The organism is Candidatus Pelagibacter sp. HTCC7211 (assembly GCF_000155895.1).
Classification (GTDB): Bacteria; Pseudomonadota; Alphaproteobacteria; order Pelagibacterales; family Pelagibacteraceae; genus Pelagibacter.
Genome location: NZ_DS995298.1, coordinates 901,180 through 925,331 on the forward strand (window position 1 = coordinate 901,180; position 24,152 = coordinate 925,331).

The following is a 24,152-nucleotide window of genomic DNA, read 5'->3' on the forward strand; positions in this document are numbered from 1 at the left end:
AATGTTTAATGGAATTATATATAATCAGGGAATTGTTTCTAAAATTATAAAAAGACCAAAGGGTTTAAATATTTTTGTTAAAAGCGACTTTAAATTGAGTAATAAAGATATCGGTTTATCTGTTGCTTGTGACGGAGTATGTCTTACTTTGATTTCATATAAAGCTAAAATTATGGAGTTTTATTTATCTAAAGAAACTATAGTAAGATCAAAATTTAAGTATTTAAAAACAAAAGATCAAATTAATTTAGAATTACCACTTAAATATGGAACCAAAATTTCAGGTCATATATGCCAAGGTCATATTGATACAGTTGGTAAAGTTTTAAGTATTAAAAAAATAGATAAATCATATCTTTTTCATTTCGAGCTGCCAAAAAAGGATAGAAAACATTTAATTGAAAAAGCTTCTATTTGTGTGAATGGAATATCACTCACTATTTCAAAAGTTTCTAAAAAAGGTTTTGAAATTTGGGTAATACCTCACACCTTTAAAGAGACAAATTTATCAAAACTTAAGAAAACAGATTTGGTAAATATAGAGATAGATATCTTATCTAAATACGTTAGGAATTATTTTAATGAAAAAAGATAATTTTGCATCAATAGAAAGCATAATCCAAGTAGCTAAAAAAGGAGGGATGTTTATTTTAGTTGATGACGAAAAAAGAGAAAATGAAGGAGATCTTATTATCTCAACATCAGATTCTAATGCTAAAAATATAAATTTTATGGCAAAGTACGGTCGAGGATTGATATGTTTGGCACTTGATACTGTACAAGCCAAGAAATTAAATTTATCTTTAATGTCACCAATTAATCAGTCTCGAAACAAAACAGCCTTTACTGTATCAATTGAAGCAAAAAAAGGAATCACCACTGGTATCTCAGCTAAAGATAGAGCTAAAACAATTAAAATTGCATCTAAAAAAAACGTAAAAAAAAATGAAATTGTCTCACCAGGACATGTGTTTCCAATAATTGCAAAGGATGGTGGTGTATTGGTTAGAGCTGGTCATACAGAGGCCTCTGTTGACATATCAAGATTAGCAAAAAAAAACAATTCAGCTGTCATTTGTGAAATAATGAATGAAGATGGATCAATGGCTAAAGGTCAAGATCTTATAAATTTTTCAAAAAAACATAATCTTAAGATTGGTAAAATTGAAGATTTAATAGCCTACAGACTTAAGAAAGAAAAATTAATTAAATTAAAGAAACAAAGTTATATCGATGTTAAAAATCAAACATATAAAATCAGAATTTATGAAAATTTACTTGATGGTTCAGAACATTTTGCCCTAATTAAAGGTAATATTAAAAAAGGAGTTACTCCAAGAGTAAGAGTTATTTCCTCTAATGTAGTTCAAAATTATTTGATTAATCAACAATTACCAAACTCATTTAATAAAACTCTAAATTATTTTAAAAAATTTAATAATTGTGTTTTGGTTTTCATAAAAGATACAAACCTAAAATCAGTTACTCAAACACTTAAAGATTACAAAAATAAAGATTTTTATAAAAAAGGTAATGATAAATTAATTAGAAATTATGGTATTGGAGCTCAAATAATTAAAGATTTAAAGATAAAAAATATGACTTTAATCACTAAGTCACCTAAAAAAGTTATTGGTTTAGATGGATATGGTATAAAGATTACCAACCAGGAATTAATTTAATGAAAAAAAAATATTTGATAGTTATTGCAAATTATTATGATGATATTTCAAAGGGACTTCTTGACAGTGCCCTGAAATTAATTCCAAAGCCAAACATTGTTAAAATTATTACAGTACCTGGCGTATTTGAAATACCTGTTACTATTTCAAAAAAAATAAATAAATTTGATGCTTTTTTAGCCTTGGGTTGTGTTATCAAAGGTGAAACACCTCATTTTGATTTTATTTCACAAGCCTCAACTAATGCGATTATGGATTTGTCAATAAATAGTAAAAAACCCATTGGTAATGGAATTATTACTTGCTTGAATATGAAACAAGCGAAAGCAAGAATGAAAAAAGGTGCAGAAGCTGCAAAAGCTGTAATTTCTATTTTATCTCAAAAATGAGAACTCATTTTAATCCAAAGAATAATCCCAGAGTAATTATAATCCAAAAATTATATGGAAAATTTTATAATGAAGATAATAATTTAGATTTTCCAAAACATAGATTTAAAAAATTTATTAAAGATATTGTATTAGGAACAATTGAAAGAAATGATTTAATTCTTTCTGAGCTAGATACTAAATTAGGTAATGAATTTGTTTTTGAAAATTTAGATAAAGTATTTCAAACAATTTTGAAGGCAGCTACATATGAATTTCTTTATAAACCAAATGTTTCAATAAATATAATTATTAAAGAATATTTAAACTCATCAAATTTTTTCTTAGAAAATTCTCAAACAAAATACCTTAATGCTTTATTAGATAATATTGGTAAAAAATTAAGATCAAATAATGCATGAATTTCAATTAATTAATAAATATTTTTCTAGTATTGTAAAACAAAATAAATCTGCACTTAATCTAAATGATGATGTTTTTTTTGATAGGAAAAAGGAACTAGTAATATCCATAGACACTTATAATGAAGGATATCATTTCATCGATTTTAAATATCCTGATCTAGTAATAAAAAAGATAATTAGATCATCAATTTCAGATTTAATTTGTAAAGGTGTAGAGCCTAAATTTTACTTTATTGCTGGATCTGGAAATAAAAGATCTTTTTCCAAAAAAAATTTGTCTCTAATGTCAAAATCATTAAAAAACGAACAAAAAAAATATGGTATTTCTTTGTGTGGAGGTGACACTACTTATTCAAATAAATTAAGTTTTTCAATTACTTCAATAGGTTACTCAAAAAATATTGTTTATAGAAATAATGCAAAATTAAATGATGATATTTATGTGACTGGAAATTTAGGTGATAGTTATGTTGGCCTTCAGATTTTAAAAAAAAAAATTAGATTTAATAAAAAAATTAATGATTATTTTGTTAAAAATTATTATGAACCAAATATTCAAATTGATTTTACTAAAGAATTACTAAAATTAGCAAATTCATCTATAGACATATCCGATGGTTTAATTGCTGATTTAGAAAAAATGATAAATAATCAAAATTTATCTTACCAAATCAATGAGTATAAAATTCCAATCTCTAAAATATTAACTATGATAGTTAAGGATCATAAATTTAAAAAATCTCAACTTATATCCAACGGCGATGACTATCAGATCTTATTTACTGCCAGTCCCAGTAAAGCTAGAATCATAGAAAATAAATCAAAACTTCTTCAAGTAAAGATTACTAAAATTGGAAAAATTATCTCAGGTTTAAAAAAATCCTTAATAATTGACCAAAAAGGCAAGCAAATACTGATTAAAAATAAAGGTTACACCCATCAATTTTAAAAGTTAAATATTGTCTTTTTTAGCTTTTTTTGTATTGTCCGGGCTTAAAAATTAATAACCAACAACCTTAAGGTTTATATGAGCACAACAGTCGAAACTATACTATTATACACTATCGCAGCAGGACTCTTATCCATTGTTTATGGATTTTTTACAGGAAAAAATATTTTAAATCAAAGTGCGGGTAATGCTAAGATGCAAGATATTGCATCAGCCATTCAAATTGGAGCAAAAGCATATCTAGCAAGACAATATAAAACAATTGCAATTGTTGGTGTTGTTGTTTTAGTTATTGTTAGTGTAGCATTCAGTCCATTAGTTGGACTTGGTTATCTAATTGGTGCAGCATTATCTGGAATTGCAGGATATGTTGGAATGTTAGTTTCTGTTGAAGCTAATGTAAGAACTGCTGAGGCATCAAGAAAAGGGCTTGCTCAAGGTTTGTCTGTAGCTTTCAAATCAGGTGCTGTTACTGGTATGTTGGTTGCTGGTTTAGCATTATTAGCTATAGCTGTTTATTATTATTTTCTATTAAGAAATGGTGTTGATGAAAGAGAAATTGTTAATGCACTTGTTGCATTAGGATTTGGTGCTTCTTTAATATCTATTTTCGCAAGATTAGGTGGAGGTATTTTTACTAAAGGAGCGGATGTTGGTGCTGATTTAGTTGGAAAAGTTGAGGCTGGAATTCCAGAGGACGATCCTAGAAACCCTGCTGTTATCGCAGATAACGTCGGGGATAACGTAGGTGATTGTGCTGGTATGGCTGCTGATTTATTTGAAACATATGCTGTTACAATTGTTGCTACAATGGTTTTATCTTCAATTTTCTTTCATGGTGATATTAATATGATGATTTATCCGCTTACTATTGGTGGAGCTTGTATTTTAACATCCATAATAGGAACTTTCTTTGTTAAACTTGGTAAAGACAATAATGTGATGAATGCTTTATATAAAGGTTTTATAGTTTCTGCACTTGCCTCATTAGTAATATTATATCCAGTTACAGATCATGTTATTGGTTTTACAAATGAATATACAGTTAATGATAAAACTTTTAATGGATTAAATTTATATTATTGTGGCGTTATTGGTCTAATAATAACAGGATTGTTAATTTGGATTACAGAGTATTATACTGGTACAAATTATAGACCCGTAAAATCTGTTGCCGCATCTTCAACAACTGGTCACGGTACTAATGTTATTCAAGGTTTGGCAGTATCAATGGAAGCAACAGCTATACCTGCATTAATAATTGTTGCAGGTATTTTAGTTACAAATTCTATAGCTGGATTGTTTGGTATAGCTATCGCCGTTACAACCATGTTGGCTCTTGCTGGAATGGTTGTTGCATTAGATGCTTATGGTCCTGTTACAGATAACGCAGGTGGTATTGCAGAAATGTCTAACTTAGATAAGAAAGTTAGAAAAACAACTGACGCATTAGATGCAGTTGGAAATACGACTAAAGCTGTCACCAAAGGTTATGCAATTGGTTCTGCTGGATTAGGTGCATTAGTTTTATTTGCTGCTTATGTAGAGGACATTAAACATTTTTCTAATGTCGCTGGTTCAAAATTAGAAGGCATAGTAGTAACATTTGACTTATCAAATCCATATGTAGTTGTTGGATTGTTAGTAGGTGGGATGCTACCGTACTTATTCGGTTCTATGGGAATGCAAGCTGTTGGAAGAGCAGGTGGTGCAGTTGTTGTTGAGGTAAGAAGACAATTTAAAAAATTTCCAGGTATAATGAAAAGAAAACAAAAACCTGACTATGCTAAATTAGTTGATTTACTAACGGTTGCGGCAATCAAAGAGATGATCATTCCATCTTTATTACCAGTACTCTCACCTGTGGTTCTTTACTTTATTATTCTGTCAATAGGTGGACAAGTAGCAGCTCTAGCGGCTGTTGGCGCTATGTTATTAGGTGTAATTATAACTGGTTTATTTGTTGCAGTTTCAATGACAGCAGGCGGTGGAGCATGGGATAATGCTAAAAAATATATTGAAGATGGTAACCATGGCGGAAAAGGTTCAGAGGCTCATAAGGCAGCTGTCACAGGAGATACTGTTGGTGATCCATACAAAGATACAGCTGGTCCTGCAGTAAATCCAATGATCAAAATTACCAACATAGTAGCTTTACTTTTATTGGCTGTTATCGCTGGCTAATTTCTTTACGTTTTTTGGCCCTCACGCCTAGAGGGTCATTAAGCTTTTGTCTCATACTAGACATGAATTCGTAAATAAAAGAATTTTTTTTAAATCCTGCTTGTGTCGTAGCTTTAACTATTTTGATGTTTTCCATATCATCTTTATTATAAAATTTTTTGTTTTTAAGAATTCCATATTTATCAATTTCTAAAACAAGAACATCATTTTTATATATTTTCATTCTTCCTAAATTTTTTAATTCAGATTGTGTTTGTTTTCTTTCAATATAAATCCAAACATCATTATCAAATTTACTAGTAGTTGAAGGATATCCAAGAATTTCTCTTATATCATTTTTATTAGCTTTATTTACTATTAAAGTTTCTTGTTTTTTTTCTAAAAAGGGCACTCCATGATGTTTTACCACATTTTTAAAAGAGCAATTTGCAACTACTAATGAAAGAAAAATTATATATAATATTTTGATCATGGATGAAAAATACCTTTATATTTATAACAATTTAATTAATTACACTAGAAATAAAGATTTGTACAAATCTTTAAATAGAGATGATAATTTTGCTGATCGGCTAACATTATTTTTATTACATTTTTCGTTTTTTCTTAAAAACTATAAAAATGAAGAAAACAAGATTATTTTACAAGAAATCTATGATTTTAATTTTAGACAACTAGAATTAAGTATTCGTGAAATTGGTTATGGTGATCAGTCTATTAATAAAAAAATGAAAGATTATATTAATCTTTTTCATTCGATGGTTTCAGAAATTCACTTTTGGGATAATTTGAACAAATCAGAGAAATTAAAAAAATTTTCTATTTTTTTAAGCGATTTTAATAATATTGAGGATTTGCTTGATTATTTTGAGGATTTTAATGAAAAATTATCAAAAAAAACTTTGAATTCTTTTCTAAAAAGTGTAAGTAACCCATAATTATGGCTGTACCAAAACGAAAACAAACCCCTTCCAGAACAGGAATGAGAAGAGCACAAACGATGAAATATTCAACTAAAAATATAGTTGAGGATAAAAAGTCTGGAGAATACAGACTTTCTCATCATCTTGATTTAAAAACTGGCATGTATAAGGGTCGACAAGTTTTGGATCCTAAAGAATAATACTATAATCTTAAATTCTATCATTTATAATGTCAGATATGATTAAAATTGCTGTCGATGCAATGGGCGGTGATAATTCACCAAAAAAAATAATAGATGGTATTATTCATAATCATCAATCTAATAAAGAAGTTTGTTATAAAATTTTTGGTGATCAGAATAAAATTTCAGAAATTATCAAAGATAAAATAAATAAAGATTTTTTTGAAATTTTTCATACTGAGGATGTTGTAAAAAGTGCTGATAGCCCTTTGGAAGGTGCCAAGAGAGGAAAAAACACGAGTATGTGGCTTGCTATTGAAAGTGTTAAAAAAAAAGAAGCACACATTGTAGTCTCTGCAGGGAATACAGGTGCCTTATTAGTTATATCTAAATTAAATTTAAAAATGATCGAAAATATTGATAAACCAGCTTTATCAGCTTTATGGCCTAATAAAAAAGGTATGAGCGTAGTTTTAGATTTAGGAGCAAATATTGAATGCAGTTCTAAAAACCTACTAGACTTTTCAATTATGGGAGCTTCTCTTTACACTTCATTATATCCAAATGATAAACCAAATGTAGCATTATTAAACATTGGCTCAGAAGAACTTAAAGGTAATGAAATCATAAAAGAAACTTACCAAATCTTAAATGATAAAAAGTCAATTAATTATGATTTTGCAGGTTATATAGAGGGCAATCATTTAATGGATGGCGAAGTTAACGTTATTGTATCAGATGGGTTTACTGGTAATGTTGCATTAAAAACTGCTGAGGGAACAGCTAATTTCATAACAGGTGAACTTAAAACTGCAATGACGGGTTCTTTAATTGGTAAAATTTCATCTTTTTTAAATATTTCAAACCTAAGAAAATTTAAAAAACGTCTTGATCCAAGACTGTATAATGGAGCTATTTTTATTGGTTTAGACTCACCTGTAGTAAAAAGCCATGGAGGAACGGATTATATAGGTTTTTCAAATTCACTTGATGTTTGTCATAGAATTGTTAAAGGGAATTTGATAGAAAAGATTAAGCAAAATATTTAAGCTAATGAGAATAAATTTAACTAAAAAAGACTTAGTTAATTTAGTTTATATGCAACTTGGTTTTTCTAAGCAAATATCAGAAAATCTTATAGAAGATTTTTTATCTACTATAATTAAAAATATAAAATTAGAAAAAAAATTAAAATTATCTAAATTTGGAACATTTTCAATTAGACAAAAAAAATCAAGAATAGGAAGAAATCCAAAAACTAAAGAATCTAAGATTATATCTAGTAGAGATGTTGTTTTATTTAAACCTTCAAAAGAATTTAAAGATTTTATAAACTTAAAAGATAATGGATAAATCAGATAGTGCTTATAAAACAATAGGTGAAGTAGCTAAAATTTTACAATTAAAATCGAAAAAAAAAGGAGTTTTACCAACTCACACAATTAGATTCTGGGAAACTCAATTTAAACAAATTAAACCCAAAATATTAAACGCGAATAGAAGGTATTATGATGAAGGAACCATTAATTTATTAAAAAAAGTTAAATTTTTATTAAAAGATAAGGGTATGACTATTAATGGTGTTAAAAAAGTTCTTAAAGGTGAGGAGTCTTTAGAACTTGACGAAATGGCAAATAATTCTATAAAAGCTGATAATTTAAGAAATAAGTTGAACAAAATTTCAAGTATTATTAAAAACATAAAAAAATTAAAATAAAATGGCAAAAAAAACACATGTAAAAGTAAGACTGGTTCCAGAAGCAAAACCTGATAGTTCATTTTTTTATTATGTAAAAAAACCAGCTGGCGGTGAAAAGGCTAAAGTAAAACTTTCAGCAAAAAAATATAACCCCGATACTCGAAAACATGAGTTGTTTGTGGAAAAAAAACTCCCACCTCATAGTAAATAATTATTTTTTTTTAAAGTTTCGTCTTTCGTAATCAATATAAGACCAGATCATATTTTTCCATATTCGATTTGTTATTTTTGGATCTATATTAAGTTTTTTTGATTTGTCCTTAATCTTATTTAATATGAAGTTAATTCTTTTTTTGTCTACAATTTCTTTTTTGAATTCTTTTAGTTTTAGCACCTCTTTTACAAGAAAAGTTCTATATTTTATCAGATCAAGCAGTTTATTATCTAATTTATCAAGTTTAACTCTTATTAGATTTAATTTCTTTTTATTTTTTGGCGACATTTAATTTATTGGATTAATTAATAATTATTATATTTATTTACATATGTACAGTCAGAATAGTCATTTAAATTATCAACTTAAGATTTGGTTATTTTTATTATTAGGGTTAGTTATTTTGATAATTCTTGTTGGTGGATTAACCAGACTAACAGATTCAGGTTTATCAATTACAACATGGGAATTATTTGTAGGTCTTGTACCTCCACTATCTAATGAGAAATGGATTAATTATTTTGATCTTTATAAAACAATACCAGAATTTAGTGAACAAAATTTTAATATGACATTAAATGAATTTAAAGTAATTTTTTGGTGGGAATGGATTCATAGACAATTAGGAAGATTAATTGGATTAACTGTATTGCTGCCATTAATTTATTTTACAATTAAACATGGTTTATGGATTCTAAGAAGATTTGGAATAATTTTTATACTAGTTTGTTTTCAAGGTTTTATAGGATGGTATATGGTTTCAAGTGGTTTAGTAGATAGAGTTGATGTTAGCCATTATAGATTGTCGCTACATTTAGTTACAGCTTTCATTATATTGTCAGTAATATTTTGGAAAATTCTACAAATCAAAAATATTCAAAAAACTGGAATTTCAATTAGATTATATCTTTTTAAGTTTTTTCTTTTACTCTTATTTTTACAATTAATAATTGGTGCATTTGTATCAGGTATGGATGCTGGCACAGTTTATAATACTTGGCCTTTAATGGGAACCTCATATTTTCCGGACGATAGTAAAATATTAGAATTTTTAAATATCTCTTTTTTTAACAACCCATCAATAGTCCAATTCGTTCATAGAAACTTAGCATATTTAATTGTTATAATTTATGCCTATTTATTATTTCTGGTTATTAGAGAAAATAATAGAATATTTATAAAACCAATTTTATTAATTGGTGTAAGTTTATTTTTACAAGTTATTCTAGGTGTGATGACGCTTTTATCTGGAGTAAAAATTACTTATGCATCTTTACACCAGATAAATTCAATTTTTATTATACTTACAACTTTATATTTTCTTTATATTTCTAAATATAAAAAATTAAACAACAGCTTTTAAATTAGGTTTTGAAGATTTATTCAAAGCTTGATTTAAATCATCAATAATGTCATCAATGTGTTCAATACCAATACAAAGTCTTACATAACTTTGAGTTACACCTGATGCTGCTAATTCTTTTTCATTTAATTGACTATGAGTAGTACTAGCAGGGTGAATAGCCAAACTTCTAGCATCACCAATATTTGCTACATGATAAAACATTTTTAAAGACTCGATAAACTTTTTACCAGCTTCAATACCACCTTTTAATTCGATACCTACCATTGGTCCATTTCCACCTTTTAGATATTTGGAAGCTCTATCAGCTATTGTTTTTTCATGTTCTGTTGAATAAATAACTTTTGTTACTTCATCATGTGTTTTTAGGAAATTAACTACTTTTTGAGCATTTTCACAATGTTGTTTCATTCTAAGGGCAACAGTTTCGAGACCTTGAATAATGGCAAAAGCATTATCTGGAGCAAGTGCTGAACCTAAATCCCTTAATAAACAAACTCTTGCTCTAACAGCAAAAGGTATGTTTGCTCCAGTTAATTCTGGAACAACTTTTCCCCAAATAGCTCCACCATAACTTGCGTCAGGTTCGTTAAATAATGGCTGTCTGTTTGGATCAGCTGTCCAATCAAAATTTCCACTATCAACAATACTCCCCGCTACAGCAGTTCCATGTCCACCTATATATTTTGTTAAAGAATGAATTACTATAGCTGCACCATGTTCAATTGGTTTACAAATAACAGGAGAAGCTGTGTTATCCATAATTAATGGAATATTATACTTTCTACCTATATCAGAAACTTCTTTGATTGGAAAAACTCTCAAATAAGGATTTGGTAATGTTTCACCATAAAAAGCTCTAGTTTTATCATCAACTAATTTTTCAAAATTTTTAGGATCACTTGGGTCTGCATATCTTATTTCAATCCCTAATTTGCTTAACGTGTGAGTGAATAAAGATACTGTTCCACCGTATAGATCAGTTGAGCTAATAATATTATCTCCTGCTTGAGCTACATTTAAAATTGCAAACGTAGAAGCCGTTTGACCTGAAGAAACAGTTAGACACGCTAAACCACCTTCTAATGCAGCAACTCTTTTTTCTAACGCATCATTAGTTGGATTCATTATTCTTGTGTAAATATTTCCAAACTCCTTTAATGCAAAAAGATTAGCTGCATGATCTGTGCTAGTAAACTCATAGGATGTTGTTCTATATATTGGTACTGCTACAGCGTTAGTTGTTGGATCGCTTCTGTAATTACCACCGTGAATAGCAATTGTCTCAGGGTTGTTTCGTTTTGTACTCATTTTTACTCCTTTTTTAGTGCTTTAACTTTATGTTAGGCGCACAATACAGTTCAAATGCCTACCGATTATGTTTTGAAAGTTCCTTTTTAGCAGTTTTACGCCCGCAATAGGATCAAATCGGCAAATACTTTCTATCAGATTAGACTTATTTTACAAGGCAAATATCAAATTGACTTTGTAATTAATAATAGTATTAATCCTGGCACAATGACAAAATTCGTAAAAAAAGACCAATTAAATTCTTCATGGTATGAAATAGATGCAACTAATGCAGTTGTTGGAAGATTAGCTACAGTTGTTTCTAAGATTATAAGAGGAAAAAACAAAACTACTTATACACCTCATATGGATCATGGAGATTTTGTTGTAGTAAAAAATATTGAACAAGCAAAGTTTACTGGTAAAAAATTTCAAGAAAAAAAATATTATAGACATACAGGTCATCCAGGTGGGATTAAAGTTGCAACACCTGAAAAATTATATGAAAAAAAACCAGGTGAAACTCTAAAACTTGCTGTAAAAAGAATGTTGCCAGGTGGAGTTCTAGGAAGAAAACAACTAACTAAACTTAAAATTTATTCTGGTAACGATCACCCTCATTCAGCTCAAAATCCTCAAGTGATCGAACTTGAAAAATTAAATAGCAAAAATCTAGTAAGAAATTAATATGGAAAATACTCAAACAACATCAAAATCACCTAAATTAAAACTAGATTTTAAGGATAGTAAATACGCAACTGGAAGAAGAAAAACTTCAATAGCTAAAGTTTGGTTAAAAAAAGGTACTGGAAAAATATATGTGAATGGCAAACTTTTTAATGAATATTTTTCAAGTGAATTTCATCATCTTCAAATAACTAGGCCGTTTGATATTATTAACCAATCTACAGGATACGATGTAAGATGTAGTGTTAGCGGAGGCGGTCCTACTGGACAGGCAGGAGCCATGGTTCATGGAATTTCAAAAGCTCTAGTAATGTTTGATGAAAGTTTTAAAACTACATTAAAGACCGAAAAACTTACTACAAGAGACTCTAGAGCTGTTGAGAGAAAGAAACCAGGCAGAAGAAAAGCTAGAAGAAGTTTCCAATTCTCTAAAAGATAATTTTTTTTTAATTTTTTAACTGTTATAATAAATTATGCCTAAGCTTAATGCATTAGTTGCTGGTTCAACTGGATATATTGGTGTTCAATTAATAAAATTATTAGTTAAACATAAATATATTAATATTAAATATTTATGTGGAAATACCTCTGTTGGTAAAAAAATTACTTATTATGATAAATCATTATCAAATAAAGAATTACCTAAAATTGTTAAATTTAATAAAAACCTTTTAAAAGATATAGATGTAATTTTTACAGCTCTTCCAAATGGAGAAGCTCAAGATATTTCAAAATATTTAACGAAAAATATTACTTTAATTGATTTAGCTGCTGATTTTAGATTAGAAAAAACATCTGATTATCTTAAATGGTATAAGCAAAAACATAGAGCAAAAAATTTAATAAAAAAAAGTATATATTCTCTTCCAGAAATTAACGGCAAAGAATTAAACAATTATCAAATTATTTCATGCCCAGGATGTTATCCAACCTCTATATTGTTACCCCTAATACCTCTTTTTGAAAGTAATTTAGTAAAAGTAAAAAATATAATTATGGATTCTAAATCAGGTTATTCAGGTGCTGGTAGAGGAGTTCATAAAAAATATAAAGATAAAAATCTTTATGAATCTTTAAGTGCCTACGGTGTTGGGTTTCATCGTCATAATTCTGAAATAGATCAAATGTTAAAAAAATATACTAAAAAAGAAATTAATTTTAGTTTTACACCTCATCTAACACCTATGTTTAGAGGAATCTTGAGTACCATTTATATAGATTTGGAAATTGGTGTTACACAGTCAGATGTTGTTAAAAAACTCTCAACATTTTATCAAAAAGATAATTTTGTTAGGATCTTAAAAAAAAATACTTTAATCAGCACTAACGATGTGATTAATACAAATAATTGCCATATATCAGTTTGTAAATCAAAATATAAAAATAAAATTGTAATACTTTCTGCTATTGATAACTTGATTAAAGGTGGCGCAGGTCAAGCTGTACAAAATTTAAATATGAAATTTAATTTTCCCTTAAAAACTGCATTGTAATGAAATTTACTTTTATTTTATCTTTATTCTTTATTTTAAGTAATTGTTCACTAAATACAGATTCTAAATATTGGACAGAAGATGTAGAAAAAAGAAAAGAAAATCAAAAAAAATTATCTAAGATATTAAAAAAGACAGACGATATAACAACTATGACACTTGAGGAATATAAGATTTATATAGATGACCATACAAAAAAAAGTAAATATCCAGATATAAGCCAATGAAAAATATAATTAATATTGCTGTAATAGGTTTGGGTCAAGTTGGAATTTATCTTTTAAATGAATTAAATTTAAAAAAAAAAGATATTGAGATTAAAACTGGAAAAAAAATAAATATTGTAGCTGTTTCTGCAAAAAATTTTAATAAAAAAAGACAATTTAATTTTGATAAAAAAAATTTTTTTAAAAATCCTTTAGAAATTTTTAAAAAGAAAAAAGTTGATATTTTATTTGAAGCAATTGGACAATCCGACGGTGTTTCAAAAAAAATTGTTGAAACAGCTTTGAAAAATAAAACACATGTAATTACACCCAATAAAGCTTTAATATCTAAACATGGAAATAATTTAGCAAAACTTGCTGAAAAAAATAATGTTAACTTTGAATTTGAGGCATCAGTAGCAGGTGGAATACCTGTATTGAGATCTATCAAAGAAGGTTTAGCAACAAATAAAATTTCAAAAGTTTATGGAATTTTAAATGGTACCTCCAATTATATTCTTTCTGAGATGGAAAATTCAAATCTCAATTTTTCAGATGTTCTTAAAAAAGCCCAAAAACTTGGTTATGCTGAACCTGGCAATCCTAAATTAGACTTAAATGGATTTGATGCTTTTGCAAAAGTTAGAATTCTATCAGCTTTAGCATTTCATAGTAAAATTTCTTCATACAAATGTCTAATGGAAGGAATAGAAAAAATTGAATTAAAAGATATTAAAATAGCTAACCAATTAGATTTAAGAATTAAATTACTCGGCATTTCTGAGTTAAAAAATAATCAACTTTTTGAAACAGTTCATCCATGTCTTGTGAGTAAAAAATCCTATATAGGAAATGTTAATGGTGTAATGAATGCCGTTATAATTGAAGGAAAACCAGTTGGTGAAAGTATTTTACAAGGGGAGGGCGCTGGACCTGGCCCTACATCTTCTGCTCTATTGTCTGATCTATTATCTATATTACGAGGTAATATTAAAAGACCATTTGGTGTCAGTGCTTCAAAGCTGAAAACTCTAAAACCATATAATTCAAATAATTATGTTAATTCTTTATATTTAAGATTTGAAGTTAAAGATAAACCAGGCGTATTATCTCAAATTACTAATCGTTTAGCTAAGTATAAAATTTCAATTAAAAGAATTATTCAAACTCCAGATAAAAAAAATAATAAAGCTACAATTGTAATAATTTCACACAAAACGACGGAGTTAAATTGCAATAATTGCTTATCTATTTTCAAAAATAATAAGAATATACTTAAAAATCCAACATTGATTAGATTACTTGATTAATAATGGATTTATACATTAAACTTTTTGAAGTTTTATTTCCTGTTTTTTTTGTTGTTGGGATTGGTTACTATCTTGGAAAAAAAAATCCAAAAATAGATACAACATTCATAACAAATTTTGCTGCTAATGTAGGTACACCAGCAATGATTATTTATGCATTAACAGCCACTGGAACATCATTTGAAATTTTCAAAAATTATTTTTGGTATTACTTGATAGCAATTATAATTTTTTCTTTAATTGGTGTAATCTTTTTATTTTTACTTAATACTAAAGATATCATTCGTGAATTGCCTCCATTTATAATGCCAAACACTGGTAATATGGGTTTACCTATATGCTTATTTGCTTATGGATCACAAGGTTTAGGTGTTGCAGCTGCAATTTCAGCCTTGATAATATTGAGTCATTTCACATTAGGTATATTTCTTGCAGCTAGAAAATTTAATTTTGATGTAATTCTTAAAAGTCCTCCATTTTATACAATTATAATTTCTGTTCTTTTACTTTATTTCGAAATTGAGACTCCAGTCTTTATTGAAAACACAACTTTTTTATTAATGTATGCAACTATATTTTTAATTTTAATGTCTCTAGGAATTGCACTTACTCGATTTAAAGTTTTTTCTTTTAAAAAAGCTTTAGTCTCGTCAATAGGTAGAGTTATTCTTGGTCCTATAGTAGGTTTCTTATTAATAAGATATTTTAATTTATCAGGATTTGCAGCTGGTGTTCTACTAATTCAATGCTCAATGCCATCAGCAGTATTAAATTACCTTGTTGCATCAATTTACTCACCAAAAAAAATTATTGATAGTGTTGCTAGTACAATTGTAGTTTCAACACTAATGTCATTTATTACAATACCTATTGTTGTATTCTTTGCTTTAAAATACTTCAATTAAAATGTATCTATTGGCTTATGAAAGCCATTATTTTTAGTTTACTTGGATGGATGTTTTTACCTGTCATGGATGGTTTTGCTAAATTTTTGAGTGATGATCTTCCAATATTACAAATAACTTGGGCAAGATATTTTTTTACGGTTTTTTTTACACTTCCAATAATGATATTTTTTTTTAAAAAACAACTAGTGTGGTCCGACAAACCTAAATTACAAATATTAAGAGGTATAATATTGCTATCAGCTAATATTTGTTTTTTTTATGCAATATCTATAATTTCTTTGGCGAAAGCATTAACTTTAGCTTTTGTAGCACCTTTAATTGTAACTACATTTTCACCTGTTATGCTAGGAGAGAAAGTGGGTTTTAGAAGATGGACAGCAGTGGTAGTTGGTTTTACTGGTTCTTTAGTAGTGATTAGACCTGGTTTTGTTGAGTTAAATTTTGCTAGTTTAGCAGCATTAGGAACTGGCATTCTTTATGGATTTTATTTAATAATAACTCGAAAATTAAGTACTTCAGATAATCCACTTTTAACGCTTTTAATGACTGGAATGGTAGGGGCCATACTTGTTTCAGCAATTATTCCCTTTTATTGGGTAAAACCATCACTAAATCAATGGTCTTTAATGGCTGGTATAGGCGTTTTCGCGTGCATAGGGCATTTATTTTTGATATTATCCCTCAAATATGCTGATGCCTCTAAATTAGCTCCTTTAGGCTATACAGAGATAATACCAAATGTATTAATAGGCTATTATTTTTTTAGTGAGTTCCCTGATAAATGGACATATGTAGGTTTATTAATCATCATTTTAAGTGGTTTATATATATTTAGACGAGAATATATACTTACTAGGTCTAAATATTAGTAATTAAATATTTACTATTATCTAATCTATTACATTAATATTATATTATAAACTATTGTAATTATTATAATATCTTAATAAAAAATTTAATAATAATTTAGGATAAGTTTAATAAAATACTTAATATTTTTAAAAAATAATAAGATAATTTGGATACTAATCAGAGAAAAAAGGCAAATAAGACAAGTATAAAAATACAGAATTAACAGTAAGCTTTTAAAATGTTTAATAGCAATGGTTTTTTAAGGTTTGAATTTTCATTATTTGAATAAATATAAAAATAGGTGAGTAGGGTTGAAGAAATTCATTTAAAATTGATAAGATTTTGCACATTAAATTAACCTTGGTATCATTGCAAACTAGAGCAATGCAGTTATAGAATATATGTTTTAATCGGCCATAGAGGTGCTTTATTTTGCTATATCTCGATATATAGTACAACTAAAGGGTGCATAGCACTATTTATGCTAAAATATACTTAAAAATTGAAAAATTGTTGATTATGCTAGTTTTTTGACGATAAAATAGGCTTAAAATACCTCTAAATATTAACTTTTTCAGATCTCAATAATCGCAGCTTTGTCTTAATTCCCCCTCTACCTGAGTATCCACCAAGACCTCCATCGGACCGAATTACTCTATGGCAAGGTATTTTCGGGGCATATGGGTTTTTTCCGATAGCATTAGCTACTGCTCTATGAGCTTTTGGCTTTCCAATAGCTTTTGCCACTTGCAGGTAAGTTCTAATTTCTCCTTTTGGTATTTTTTTTAGGTAATTCCAAACTTTTATCTGAAATTTAGTCCCTTTTAAGTTCATATAATTCAAATCCTGTATTGTTAGCAATCTTATCATATAATGTTTTTGCTGTCTCATTGGAAGAGTGGGTTATCCAACGAATTCCTTCCCAATTATTTTTTTTAGACAAAGACTCCAGGTATTTTATAAGCTTTTGAGCTATTTTTTGTCCTCTAAAATTTTCATCTACGAATAAATCATCTAAAAAACCAATATATTTACCTTTAATTGGTCTTGGCATTGTTCTGTAGTGAGCTATTCCAACGATTTTATCTTCTATTTCGTAGCATATTCCATTAACAACATGAATTTCATCGTGTATCCAGCTCCATAAAGTATCTAAAATCTCTTGTTTCATAGGAACTTTATAAAATCTAGCATACCCACAATATAATTTTATCCAATTTTCCTTAACTTTTCTTTTAATTTTTCTAATCATTTACATTAATAGTATTAAATAAAACATTGTAATTGTTAATTTATTAAATAGTAAACCATCTAAAACCTTCATACATCGCTACACCATATATCGAATGCCTAATAAGAAAAATAATAGAAGTTTCAATTGGTTTATCAGTATTTTTTGCAAAAATACCTTGCCCTGTAAAAGGTAAAAATACTAAAAGTGGAGCTAAAGTTGTTATTGCTCCAAAAATAAGCCCTGAAAAATAAGACATTTTAATTCCAACATTAATGAAGATAATATAGTAAATAACTGCCCAAGATATTGATATAAAGTAATGAAAAACCCATCCAAGCAATACTTCATATTTAAATTCAGGTTTTTCAATAATTGTTGGGTTAAAAAAAGCACCATTTTTTATCATATAAAAGGTCCATCTACCTACAATGCCCCAAGAGGGTTCTGGAATACCTATTTTTTTTAATAAATAACCCAAAATATCTAAAATGATGCAAGAAAATATGCCTGCAACGAAAATACTCAAAAAATCAATCAATATTAACTCAATAAAAATTTAAAATAATAAAGCAAACTATAAAGAAAACAGCTAAAATAGACAAATAAATCGTTTCTAGAGTTTTTCCAGTTTTTTTATACTGAATAAAGCTTAATATTACAAAACCAATTGAAGTTATTAAAAAATATATTGGTTCAATTACACCGTCAATGCCCATTTTTTAATCTTATTTCATCCATGTTTTGTTCTCAATATCATTAATTGTCATCATAAATGATTAATTATTTTATTTGACATTAGAAAACTCCTGATATATTACTAATGATAATTAATTGTTATCAATAGTAATAATATGAACGAACTAACAACAGACTTAAAATTACTTCATGAGGCAACTTTAAATAACCTTAAAAGCTCAAAAGCAAATAACACTTTGAGAGCTTACAAATCAGATTTTAAAGATTTTGGAGCTTTTTGCTCAAAACACGGTTTAAATTCGTTACCATCAGAACCTAAAATAGTAGCTTTATACCTCACACATCTTTCTAAAAATTCAAAAATAAGCACTCTAAGAAGAAGGTTGGTATCAATAAGCATGGTTCATAAGTTAAAAGGATTTTATTTAGATACAAAACACCCTATCATTGTTGAGAATTTAATGGGAATAAAAAGGGTTAAAGGAAGCATTCAAAAAGGAAAAAAACCTCTATTAATTAATCATTTAAAATCAATTATTAATGTAATAGATGAACAAAAAATAGAAGATATAAAGAAAGCAAGAGATAAGACAATCATCTTAATAGGCTTTGGAGGTGGTTTTAGACGAACTGAACTTATTTCAATTGACCATGATGATTTAGAATTTGTTCCTGAAGGTCTTAAAATAACTATCAGAAGATCAAAAACTGATCAATTCGGTGAGGGGATGATTAAAGGACTACCCTACTTCACTAATGAAAAATATTGTCCAGTAGTTAATCTAAAAAAATGGTTAGAAATTTCTAAGATTAGCTCAGGACCAATTTTTAGAAGGTTTAGCAAAGGTTCATCTTTAACAGATAAAAGATTAACAGACCAATCTGTAGTATTATTGATGAAAGAATATCTAAATTTATCAGGCATAGAAAATAAAAATTTTGCTGGTCATAGCTTGCGATCAGGTTTTGCAACTGTTGCAGCAGAGTCAGGAGCAGATGAAAGAAGTATAATGGCTATGACAGGTCATAAAACAACACAAATGGTTAGAAGATATATAAGAGAAGCCAATATCTTTAAAAATAATGCATTAAATAAAATTAAAATTTAAAATATTATATGTTCCAAATTTTATAAACTACTTTGTATAACATCGTAATGTATAAAATAATTGAAATTAATCTCAAAAAATTCTTGTATGACTTCTTTGGCCTGAAGATTATAAAATTAATTATAATACGTTGAAAATAATCTATAAAATTTTTGATTATACGAAAAATTAAAGAACTAACATTATTATTTTTTTTAAAATAAATATAAGAAGATATTTTATGTATAATTGATAATTTGGAGTTTGTAAAAAATTTTTTTTTTGAAGAAGCATTTTCTAAATGAATAAATTTTGATGAAGGAACTTCCATAATGTATTTTCCTTTTTTTAAAGTACGATCGCATAAATCATTATCTTCGAAGTACATAAAAAAGTTTTTATCAAAACCTCCTAATGAATTAAAAAAATCTCTATGCATAAGATAGCAACAACCCATTAAAAATTTACAACAAGTATTATAAGATGGAATATTATTAGATATATTTGAAACTTTAACACCATTTAATTGATCTAAATATGAAATTGTCCCGTTAGTACGTCTGTGCATTTTTTGATCATATAATGATGGCCCCAAAATTCCTATATTTTCAGGATCATTTAAAAAATTTTTAAATAGATCATTAATAGAATCTTCATTTATTAAAATATCAGGATTTACAATTAAAATAAAAGGTGTTGTAGCTCTAGAAATAGCTAAATTGTTTGCAGCTCCATATCCTAAATTTATAGAGGATCTTATAAAATCTATATTTTTATAATTAAAAATAATTTTTTCTAATTCTTTAGAATTAGAATTATCAACTATTATTGTAGGAAATTTTTTTAATATTTCTATATTTTTTTGAATAAGCTTTTCACTTCTGTATGTTACAATTATTAATGTAATATCTTCATAAATACTTGTCATAATTTAAATTATAATTGTTTTAAAAGATTAGAAGCTACTGTTTTCCATTTTTTAGAACCTCTTAAATTTAGTAAATTATTTCGTATTTCATTCCATAAATTATAGTTATTAAAAATATTTAATGTAAAATCAGCAAATTCATCACTATTTTTTGCTATAAATCCAGTAATACCATGCTCAACACGCTCTGAAAGTGATCCAATACCCAATGTTATGATTGGTATACATAGTTCTCTTGCTTCTTCAGCTGCTATGCAAAATAATTCGCCTTTATGACCAGGCACCAATAACACTTTAGATTTAAGCATATCTTTAAGCAATGAAATCTTATTATCAAAATTTCTAGAGTATATATTAAAATTATTTTCGATTAAATCACTTGGTGTAACAAAAAGTTTTATAGATTTGTTTTTTGGAAATATCTTTTTTTTCCAAATATCAATTAATATATCTAAATTTCTATCTCTCCTCGAGGTAAATATAGCTCTATTTTCTACATTAGAATCATCAATTTCTGCTTCTAAAAATAATGGGTCAACCGCCCATTGGAGATTAATTTTTCCAAATAATTTTAAAAGGAAATTTCTATTATCATCATGATATTTTCCCAAAATAATAACTTTAGGTTTATACTTTAAGAAACTTAATAATTGACCTTTACGAATAAATTTTTCAATAGATTGAATACTGTGTGAAAAAGCAATATAATTTTTTGCTGAGATTTTATTAAAAAGCCTAATATCATTATTTGTGAATGCATAATCAAAAACATTTTCTTTATTAGTATTATTAATATTAGTCCACTTTACATTATCAAAAGTTTGACTTTCTGAATTATTATTAAAAACTTCAACATTATTATTAAGTTTTGCAAGTTCTTTTGATAAATGGATTATTACATTTTCACCACCTCTAATATCTTTTGAATTCAAATCATTTGGTGTGTATGGAATAGGTGAATTATCCAAGAAACAAATTTTCATTAAAACAAATTAGGTTTTTTTCCGAAAGATATATCGATTATATATTTTGAAATTTTATTTCCATTAAAAAGTTTAAAATATTTTGCTTTACCATTTTTTGCTATTTTTTTTCTTAACTTATCATTTTTACTATAAAAATTAATTTTAGAAGCTAGATCATCAATATTATTGTAAAATATTACCTCCCTCTCATCATCAAAAAAAACATCCAGTTGTGTTTTTTTATCTATAAATGTAAGTAGTCCATTACCTAGTAATGATGCTATTCTATTACTTGAATAATATTTAGTTGGTGTTCCCCTGCTTAAATTTAATCCCATTTTTGAATTAATTAAAGCTCTATTAAAACTATTACCCCAAATAGGCTGTCTGTTTTTAAATCCATGAAAATCATAATTTATATCTGGAATTTTTTTTATAAGTTTATCCAAAAAATTAATTCTATTATCCTCAAACCCTTTTTTTAAAATACCTCTATTAACTCCATGACTCATAGCGTAAAATATATCTTTTTTTGGGTTTAACTTATAAACATCAAAACACTCAATATTTTTATCTACTGGCACAAAGAAAAAATTAAATTTCTGATTTTTAAATTTATTTTTTAAAATTGATGGGTGTGTAGTTATAAAATTATGATCAACTACAGAAACATATGGCTTAATATTTTTAATATTTTTGGTAGAGAATTCAAGTCCAGGCATAAGAGGATCCTCATTCCATTGAGATATTATCAAACTTTTATTAATTGATCTCATGTAATCAAATGTTTCTAAATTTATATTATTTGTGTGTCCAAATAAAAATAAATCAGGATTATAATTTTTAACTACCTCTATCAAATGTTTTTGAAATGAATCTAAGTTAGTTCTAAAATTTAATAGACTACGATTATTCTTTATATAATCACGATCACTAATTTCTAAAACATCATGATTATTTCTAATGAAGCCATTTGTAAATTTTTTTCCTAGCGAGATATTAAATAATCTATAATTATTTTTTTGACCTTGATTAAATAAATTTATTATTCTTAATCTGTTCTTAATAAAATTTAATTGAAATTTTGAAAAAATGTTACTCCTTATTAAATCAATTTTTTTTGTATTTTTATCAATTAAATGAATAACATTGTTCCTAGATAAATTTTGAATTTTTTTTCTTTTAATTTTATTATTTATTAGATCTTTAATATTCATATAAAGTTTTTCAGAATTAATATTATCAATAGGAACTATGTAATTTGATGTTTCTAACAACCCACCTCTATTTGATGTAACAGTTGCGCATCCTGATGCAGTAGCTTCTAATGAAACACGACCAAATGGTTCTTCCCATCTTGAAGGGACAATAGCAATTTCAGATTTATCTAATATATCTAATGTTTTTTGGTGATTTAAAAAACCATATTCTTTATGTTTTTTATGTTTGATATAAATACTCCTTCTACTTTCATCACCTAAAGATAATGCACGCCAATCTGGATATTCATTAAGAATTCTAATAATTGCATCTTTGTATATATCATATCCTTTAGAATGATTTAGTTTTCCTACAAAAACAATCTGATTTGTTTTAATTTTTTTTTTTCGTTTATTTGTGCTGTGATAAATTATCTCTGTTTTATCTTCTTGGGTGCTATCTAAACCTTTAAAAAATCTTTTTTTGACCCATTTGCTTATGAAAACTAATTTCTCAACTTTTTTTAAAATTTCAACTCTTTCTGAAATTGATTTTGATCCAGACATAGTTAATGGATCGTTATGATAATACATAATAAATTTAGCATTTATTCTTTTTAAAAGTTGAAATAATATCAATGGTCTATTATGTATTTCAACTATATCAAATTTTTCTTTAATAATATTTTTGGATATTTTTTCTACATATTCGTATGATGTACTTCTAAATTTTGATTTAAGATTTTTAAGGGGTATATTTATATAATTCTTAGATAAATAATTTTTAGAGTTTGAATTTCCATAAATAAAATTTTTATTTTTAAATTTTGACTTATTAAAAAATTGTGAAACCCAAAGAGATACAGCTGAAGCATTCTCTAAAGTGTAGCTTTCTTTATATGGTAAAATAGTTGCTATTTTAATATCGTTTTTTTTTACTATCATTCAATATTCTTAATCTCTCATTTCTATCTTTTTTTAATTTGTATTCAAACGAAAGAGCTTTATTCTTGGAATAAAATCTTTTTTTATAAATAATTTCCCATTTATAGCCTCTAGTCGATTTAGCACCTAAATTGGAATTATGCTTATGAAGCCTTTTTTTAATATTATTTGTATACCCAACATATGATTTATCTAAAAAACCATCTAAGGTTTTTATTAAATATACATAGTAAACCATAATTAATTATGCTTATTTGGCGGTCCCTGGGGGAATCGAACCCCCCTTTGCAGGATGAAAACCAGCTGTCCTAACCGATAGACGAAGGGACCATGAGGTGATCTTTTATTTTAAAAGTTTATAT

The 24,152-nt window shown here is 27.0% G+C and carries 31 protein-coding genes, 1 tRNA gene and 1 riboswitch; of the genes, 21 read left to right on the forward strand and 11 right to left on the reverse strand.

Features of this window, described 5'->3' with window-relative positions; genetic code table 11:
• Position 1 precedes the first annotated feature (1 nt).
• From PB7211_RS04850 to PB7211_RS04875, 6 genes are all read left to right on the forward strand, one after another.
• The gene (locus PB7211_RS04850) at positions 2-595 is read left to right on the forward strand and encodes a riboflavin synthase (RefSeq protein WP_008544411.1); all 594 of its coding nucleotides are present in this window, start codon (positions 2-4) and stop codon (positions 593-595) included.
• Positions 582-1,682 (forward strand): 3,4-dihydroxy-2-butanone-4-phosphate synthase, encoded by a 1,101-nt coding sequence (gene ribB / locus PB7211_RS04855; RefSeq protein ID WP_008545923.1) that lies wholly within the window; start codon positions 582-584, stop codon positions 1,680-1,682. Before PB7211_RS04850 ends, ribB begins: the two co-directional genes overlap by 14 nt.
• Positions 1,682-2,071 (forward strand): 6,7-dimethyl-8-ribityllumazine synthase, encoded by a 390-nt coding sequence (gene ribH, locus PB7211_RS04860; RefSeq protein WP_008545734.1) that lies wholly within the window; start codon positions 1,682-1,684, stop codon positions 2,069-2,071. Before ribB ends, ribH begins: the two co-directional genes overlap by 1 nt.
• Positions 2,068-2,472, forward strand: coding sequence for a transcription antitermination factor NusB (locus tag PB7211_RS04865; protein ID WP_008544546.1), 405 nt, complete (start codon positions 2,068-2,070; stop codon positions 2,470-2,472). The genes ribH and PB7211_RS04865 overlap by 4 nt, the downstream gene beginning before the upstream one ends.
• The gene (thiL, locus tag PB7211_RS04870) at positions 2,465-3,424 is read left to right on the forward strand and encodes a thiamine-phosphate kinase (protein ID WP_008544348.1); all 960 of its coding nucleotides are present in this window, start codon (positions 2,465-2,467) and stop codon (positions 3,422-3,424) included. Before PB7211_RS04865 ends, thiL begins: the two co-directional genes overlap by 8 nt.
• A gap of 78 nt (positions 3,425-3,502) precedes the next feature.
• Positions 3,503-5,608 carry a sodium-translocating pyrophosphatase gene (locus PB7211_RS04875; RefSeq protein ID WP_008546103.1) on the forward strand — a complete coding sequence of 702 codons (2,106 nt, stop codon included), beginning with the start codon at positions 3,503-3,505 and terminating at the stop codon, positions 5,606-5,608.
• Here the strand turns inward: PB7211_RS04875 and bamE are convergent.
• Positions 5,595-6,080, reverse strand: coding sequence for an outer membrane protein assembly factor BamE domain-containing protein (gene bamE / locus PB7211_RS04880; RefSeq protein ID WP_034399035.1), 486 nt, complete (start codon positions 6,078-6,080; stop codon positions 5,595-5,597). The two genes, PB7211_RS04875 and bamE, sit on opposite strands and share 14 nt — an antisense overlap.
• On the opposite strand from bamE, the gene PB7211_RS04885 reads away from it, so the two are divergent.
• The 6 genes from PB7211_RS04885 to PB7211_RS04910 are packed head-to-tail and all read left to right on the forward strand — an operon-like array spanning position 6,079 to position 8,623.
• Positions 6,079-6,546 carry a ubiquinol-cytochrome C chaperone family protein gene (locus PB7211_RS04885; protein WP_008544620.1) on the forward strand — a complete coding sequence of 156 codons (468 nt, stop codon included), beginning with the start codon at positions 6,079-6,081 and terminating at the stop codon, positions 6,544-6,546. The genes bamE and PB7211_RS04885 overlap by 2 nt on opposite strands.
• Before the next feature lie 2 nt (positions 6,547-6,548).
• Positions 6,549-6,731, forward strand: coding sequence for a 50S ribosomal protein L32 (gene rpmF / locus PB7211_RS04890; protein WP_008544930.1), 183 nt, complete (start codon positions 6,549-6,551; stop codon positions 6,729-6,731).
• 29 nt (positions 6,732-6,760) lie between these two features.
• Entirely contained in the window at positions 6,761-7,762 is a 1,002-nt protein-coding gene (gene plsX / locus PB7211_RS04895) for a phosphate acyltransferase PlsX (RefSeq protein WP_008546023.1), read from the forward strand.
• Between the two features lie 4 nt (positions 7,763-7,766).
• On the forward strand, positions 7,767-8,066 hold the full coding sequence (locus PB7211_RS04900; protein WP_008544143.1) for an HU family DNA-binding protein: 300 nt from the start codon (positions 7,767-7,769) through the stop codon (positions 8,064-8,066).
• Complete coding sequence (locus tag PB7211_RS04905; RefSeq protein ID WP_008544982.1) at positions 8,059-8,430, forward strand: MerR family transcriptional regulator; 372 nt, start codon at positions 8,059-8,061, stop codon at positions 8,428-8,430. Before PB7211_RS04900 ends, PB7211_RS04905 begins: the two co-directional genes overlap by 8 nt.
• A 1-nt stretch (position 8,431) precedes the next feature.
• A complete protein-coding gene (locus tag PB7211_RS04910) occupies positions 8,432-8,623 on the forward strand; it encodes a bL33 family ribosomal protein (RefSeq protein ID WP_034399040.1) in 192 nt (63 codons plus the stop codon).
• Here PB7211_RS04910 and PB7211_RS04915 read toward each other — a convergent pair whose 3' ends face one another.
• Positions 8,624-8,914 (reverse strand): chorismate mutase, encoded by a 291-nt coding sequence (locus tag PB7211_RS04915; protein WP_008544504.1) that lies wholly within the window; start codon positions 8,912-8,914, stop codon positions 8,624-8,626. It abuts the gene before it with no gap.
• A 43-nt stretch (positions 8,915-8,957) separates the two neighbouring features.
• Between PB7211_RS04915 and PB7211_RS04920 the strand changes: the two genes are divergently transcribed.
• Positions 8,958-9,989, forward strand: a complete 1,032-nt coding sequence (locus PB7211_RS04920; RefSeq protein ID WP_034399042.1) for a COX15/CtaA family protein — start codon at positions 8,958-8,960, stop codon at positions 9,987-9,989.
• On the opposite strand, the gene PB7211_RS04925 is transcribed toward PB7211_RS04920, so the two are convergent.
• Positions 9,972-11,300, reverse strand: coding sequence for an O-acetylhomoserine aminocarboxypropyltransferase/cysteine synthase family protein (locus tag PB7211_RS04925; RefSeq protein ID WP_008545788.1), 1,329 nt, complete (start codon positions 11,298-11,300; stop codon positions 9,972-9,974). The genes PB7211_RS04920 and PB7211_RS04925 overlap by 18 nt on opposite strands.
• A gap of 2 nt (positions 11,301-11,302) precedes the next feature.
• Positions 11,303-11,369: riboswitch (SAM riboswitch) on the reverse strand.
• Positions 11,370-11,507: 138 nt separating this feature from the next.
• Between PB7211_RS04925 and rplM the strand changes: the two genes are divergently transcribed.
• From rplM to PB7211_RS04960, 7 genes are read left to right on the forward strand one after another with little or no spacing between them, the layout of a single operon-like run.
• Positions 11,508-11,966, forward strand: a complete 459-nt coding sequence (gene rplM / locus PB7211_RS04930) for a 50S ribosomal protein L13 (protein ID WP_008545809.1) — start codon at positions 11,508-11,510, stop codon at positions 11,964-11,966.
• Between the two features lies 1 nt (position 11,967).
• Positions 11,968-12,405 carry a 30S ribosomal protein S9 gene (gene rpsI / locus PB7211_RS04935; RefSeq protein ID WP_008545367.1) on the forward strand — a complete coding sequence of 146 codons (438 nt, stop codon included), beginning with the start codon at positions 11,968-11,970 and terminating at the stop codon, positions 12,403-12,405.
• A gap of 34 nt (positions 12,406-12,439) precedes the next feature.
• Entirely contained in the window at positions 12,440-13,459 is a 1,020-nt protein-coding gene (gene argC, locus PB7211_RS04940; protein WP_008545212.1) for an N-acetyl-gamma-glutamyl-phosphate reductase, read from the forward strand.
• The gene (locus PB7211_RS04945; protein ID WP_034399045.1) at positions 13,459-13,686 is read left to right on the forward strand and encodes a hypothetical protein; all 228 of its coding nucleotides are present in this window, start codon (positions 13,459-13,461) and stop codon (positions 13,684-13,686) included. Before argC ends, PB7211_RS04945 begins: the two co-directional genes overlap by 1 nt.
• The gene (locus PB7211_RS04950; protein ID WP_008545643.1) at positions 13,683-14,975 is read left to right on the forward strand and encodes a homoserine dehydrogenase; all 1,293 of its coding nucleotides are present in this window, start codon (positions 13,683-13,685) and stop codon (positions 14,973-14,975) included. The genes PB7211_RS04945 and PB7211_RS04950 overlap by 4 nt, the downstream gene beginning before the upstream one ends.
• Before the next feature lie 2 nt (positions 14,976-14,977).
• Positions 14,978-15,880 carry an AEC family transporter gene (locus tag PB7211_RS04955; protein ID WP_008544685.1) on the forward strand — a complete coding sequence of 301 codons (903 nt, stop codon included), beginning with the start codon at positions 14,978-14,980 and terminating at the stop codon, positions 15,878-15,880.
• A 17-nt stretch (positions 15,881-15,897) separates the two neighbouring features.
• Positions 15,898-16,752, forward strand: a complete 855-nt coding sequence (locus PB7211_RS04960; RefSeq protein ID WP_008544501.1) for a DMT family transporter — start codon at positions 15,898-15,900, stop codon at positions 16,750-16,752.
• A 541-nt stretch (positions 16,753-17,293) separates the two neighbouring features.
• Here PB7211_RS04960 and PB7211_RS04965 read toward each other — a convergent pair.
• The 3 genes from PB7211_RS04965 to PB7211_RS04975 are packed head-to-tail and all read right to left on the reverse strand — an operon-like array spanning position 17,294 to position 18,507.
• On the reverse strand, positions 17,294-17,569 hold the full coding sequence (locus PB7211_RS04965) for a methylated-DNA--[protein]-cysteine S-methyltransferase (RefSeq protein ID WP_008544953.1): 276 nt from the start codon (positions 17,567-17,569) through the stop codon (positions 17,294-17,296).
• A complete protein-coding gene (locus PB7211_RS04970; RefSeq protein ID WP_008546063.1) occupies positions 17,550-17,987 on the reverse strand; it encodes a GNAT family N-acetyltransferase in 438 nt (145 codons plus the stop codon). Before PB7211_RS04970 ends, PB7211_RS04965 begins: the two co-directional genes overlap by 20 nt.
• Before the next feature lie 43 nt (positions 17,988-18,030).
• Positions 18,031-18,507: a DUF2938 family protein gene (locus PB7211_RS04975; protein WP_008544484.1), complete on the reverse strand. Its 477-nt coding sequence runs from the start codon at positions 18,505-18,507 to the stop codon at positions 18,031-18,033.
• 313 nt (positions 18,508-18,820) lie between these two features.
• On the opposite strand from PB7211_RS04975, the gene PB7211_RS04980 reads away from it, so the two are divergent.
• Positions 18,821-19,774 (forward strand): site-specific integrase, encoded by a 954-nt coding sequence (locus tag PB7211_RS04980; protein ID WP_008546144.1) that lies wholly within the window; start codon positions 18,821-18,823, stop codon positions 19,772-19,774.
• A 4-nt stretch (positions 19,775-19,778) separates the two neighbouring features.
• Here the strand turns inward: PB7211_RS04980 and PB7211_RS04985 are convergent, their stop codons facing one another.
• The 5 genes from PB7211_RS04985 to PB7211_RS05005 all read right to left on the reverse strand — a co-directional run bounded on the left by PB7211_RS04985 (position 19,779) and on the right by PB7211_RS05005 (position 24,120).
• Entirely contained in the window at positions 19,779-20,681 is a 903-nt protein-coding gene (locus tag PB7211_RS04985) for a glycosyltransferase family 2 protein (RefSeq protein WP_008545543.1), read from the reverse strand.
• 8 nt (positions 20,682-20,689) lie between these two features.
• The gene (locus tag PB7211_RS04990) at positions 20,690-21,664 is read right to left on the reverse strand and encodes a glycosyltransferase (protein WP_008544670.1); all 975 of its coding nucleotides are present in this window, start codon (positions 21,662-21,664) and stop codon (positions 20,690-20,692) included.
• Positions 21,664-23,790, reverse strand: coding sequence for a glycosyltransferase family protein (locus tag PB7211_RS04995; RefSeq protein WP_008545150.1), 2,127 nt, complete (start codon positions 23,788-23,790; stop codon positions 21,664-21,666). The genes PB7211_RS04990 and PB7211_RS04995 overlap by 1 nt, the downstream gene beginning before the upstream one ends.
• Positions 23,765-24,028: a GIY-YIG nuclease family protein gene (locus tag PB7211_RS05000; protein ID WP_008544054.1), complete on the reverse strand. Its 264-nt coding sequence runs from the start codon at positions 24,026-24,028 to the stop codon at positions 23,765-23,767. Before PB7211_RS05000 ends, PB7211_RS04995 begins: the two co-directional genes overlap by 26 nt.
• Before the next feature lie 17 nt (positions 24,029-24,045).
• A tRNA-Glu gene (locus PB7211_RS05005) sits at positions 24,046-24,120 on the reverse strand.
• Positions 24,121-24,152 lie beyond the last annotated feature (32 nt).

What these genes read in the sequence shown, in the direction of transcription:
- PB7211_RS04850 (WP_008544411.1), top strand. Translation starts at nt 2, where the DNA reads ATGTTTAATGGAATTATATATAATCAGGGAATTGTTTCTAAAATTATA.
- ribB (WP_008545923.1), top strand. Translation starts at nt 582, where the DNA reads ATGAAAAAAGATAATTTTGCATCAATAGAAAGCATAATCCAAGTAGCT.
- ribH (WP_008545734.1), top strand. Translation starts at nt 1,682, where the DNA reads ATGAAAAAAAAATATTTGATAGTTATTGCAAATTATTATGATGATATT.
- PB7211_RS04865 (WP_008544546.1), top strand. Translation starts at nt 2,068, where the DNA reads ATGAGAACTCATTTTAATCCAAAGAATAATCCCAGAGTAATTATAATC.
- thiL (WP_008544348.1), top strand. Translation starts at nt 2,465, where the DNA reads ATGCATGAATTTCAATTAATTAATAAATATTTTTCTAGTATTGTAAAA.
- PB7211_RS04875 (WP_008546103.1), top strand. Translation starts at nt 3,503, where the DNA reads ATGAGCACAACAGTCGAAACTATACTATTATACACTATCGCAGCAGGA.
- PB7211_RS04885 (WP_008544620.1), top strand. Translation starts at nt 6,079, where the DNA reads ATGGATGAAAAATACCTTTATATTTATAACAATTTAATTAATTACACT.
- bamE (WP_034399035.1), bottom strand. Translation starts at nt 6,080, where the DNA reads ATGATCAAAATATTATATATAATTTTTCTTTCATTAGTAGTTGCAAAT.
- rpmF (WP_008544930.1), top strand. Translation starts at nt 6,549, where the DNA reads ATGGCTGTACCAAAACGAAAACAAACCCCTTCCAGAACAGGAATGAGA.
- plsX (WP_008546023.1), top strand. Translation starts at nt 6,761, where the DNA reads ATGTCAGATATGATTAAAATTGCTGTCGATGCAATGGGCGGTGATAAT.
- PB7211_RS04900 (WP_008544143.1), top strand. Translation starts at nt 7,767, where the DNA reads ATGAGAATAAATTTAACTAAAAAAGACTTAGTTAATTTAGTTTATATG.
- PB7211_RS04905 (WP_008544982.1), top strand. Translation starts at nt 8,059, where the DNA reads ATGGATAAATCAGATAGTGCTTATAAAACAATAGGTGAAGTAGCTAAA.
- PB7211_RS04910 (WP_034399040.1), top strand. Translation starts at nt 8,432, where the DNA reads ATGGCAAAAAAAACACATGTAAAAGTAAGACTGGTTCCAGAAGCAAAA.
- PB7211_RS04915 (WP_008544504.1), bottom strand. Translation starts at nt 8,914, where the DNA reads ATGTCGCCAAAAAATAAAAAGAAATTAAATCTAATAAGAGTTAAACTT.
- PB7211_RS04920 (WP_034399042.1), top strand. Translation starts at nt 8,958, where the DNA reads ATGTACAGTCAGAATAGTCATTTAAATTATCAACTTAAGATTTGGTTA.
- PB7211_RS04925 (WP_008545788.1), bottom strand. Translation starts at nt 11,300, where the DNA reads ATGAGTACAAAACGAAACAACCCTGAGACAATTGCTATTCACGGTGGT.
- rplM (WP_008545809.1), top strand. Translation starts at nt 11,508, where the DNA reads ATGACAAAATTCGTAAAAAAAGACCAATTAAATTCTTCATGGTATGAA.
- rpsI (WP_008545367.1), top strand. Translation starts at nt 11,968, where the DNA reads ATGGAAAATACTCAAACAACATCAAAATCACCTAAATTAAAACTAGAT.
- argC (WP_008545212.1), top strand. Translation starts at nt 12,440, where the DNA reads ATGCCTAAGCTTAATGCATTAGTTGCTGGTTCAACTGGATATATTGGT.
- PB7211_RS04945 (WP_034399045.1), top strand. Translation starts at nt 13,459, where the DNA reads ATGAAATTTACTTTTATTTTATCTTTATTCTTTATTTTAAGTAATTGT.
- PB7211_RS04950 (WP_008545643.1), top strand. Translation starts at nt 13,683, where the DNA reads ATGAAAAATATAATTAATATTGCTGTAATAGGTTTGGGTCAAGTTGGA.
- PB7211_RS04955 (WP_008544685.1), top strand. Translation starts at nt 14,978, where the DNA reads ATGGATTTATACATTAAACTTTTTGAAGTTTTATTTCCTGTTTTTTTT.
- PB7211_RS04960 (WP_008544501.1), top strand. Translation starts at nt 15,898, where the DNA reads ATGAAAGCCATTATTTTTAGTTTACTTGGATGGATGTTTTTACCTGTC.
- PB7211_RS04965 (WP_008544953.1), bottom strand. Translation starts at nt 17,569, where the DNA reads ATGAACTTAAAAGGGACTAAATTTCAGATAAAAGTTTGGAATTACCTA.
- PB7211_RS04970 (WP_008546063.1), bottom strand. Translation starts at nt 17,987, where the DNA reads ATGATTAGAAAAATTAAAAGAAAAGTTAAGGAAAATTGGATAAAATTA.
- PB7211_RS04980 (WP_008546144.1), top strand. Translation starts at nt 18,821, where the DNA reads ATGAACGAACTAACAACAGACTTAAAATTACTTCATGAGGCAACTTTA.
- PB7211_RS04985 (WP_008545543.1), bottom strand. Translation starts at nt 20,681, where the DNA reads ATGACAAGTATTTATGAAGATATTACATTAATAATTGTAACATACAGA.
- PB7211_RS04990 (WP_008544670.1), bottom strand. Translation starts at nt 21,664, where the DNA reads ATGAAAATTTGTTTCTTGGATAATTCACCTATTCCATACACACCAAAT.
- PB7211_RS04995 (WP_008545150.1), bottom strand. Translation starts at nt 23,790, where the DNA reads ATGATAGTAAAAAAAAACGATATTAAAATAGCAACTATTTTACCATAT.
- PB7211_RS05000 (WP_008544054.1), bottom strand. Translation starts at nt 24,028, where the DNA reads ATGGTTTACTATGTATATTTAATAAAAACCTTAGATGGTTTTTTAGAT.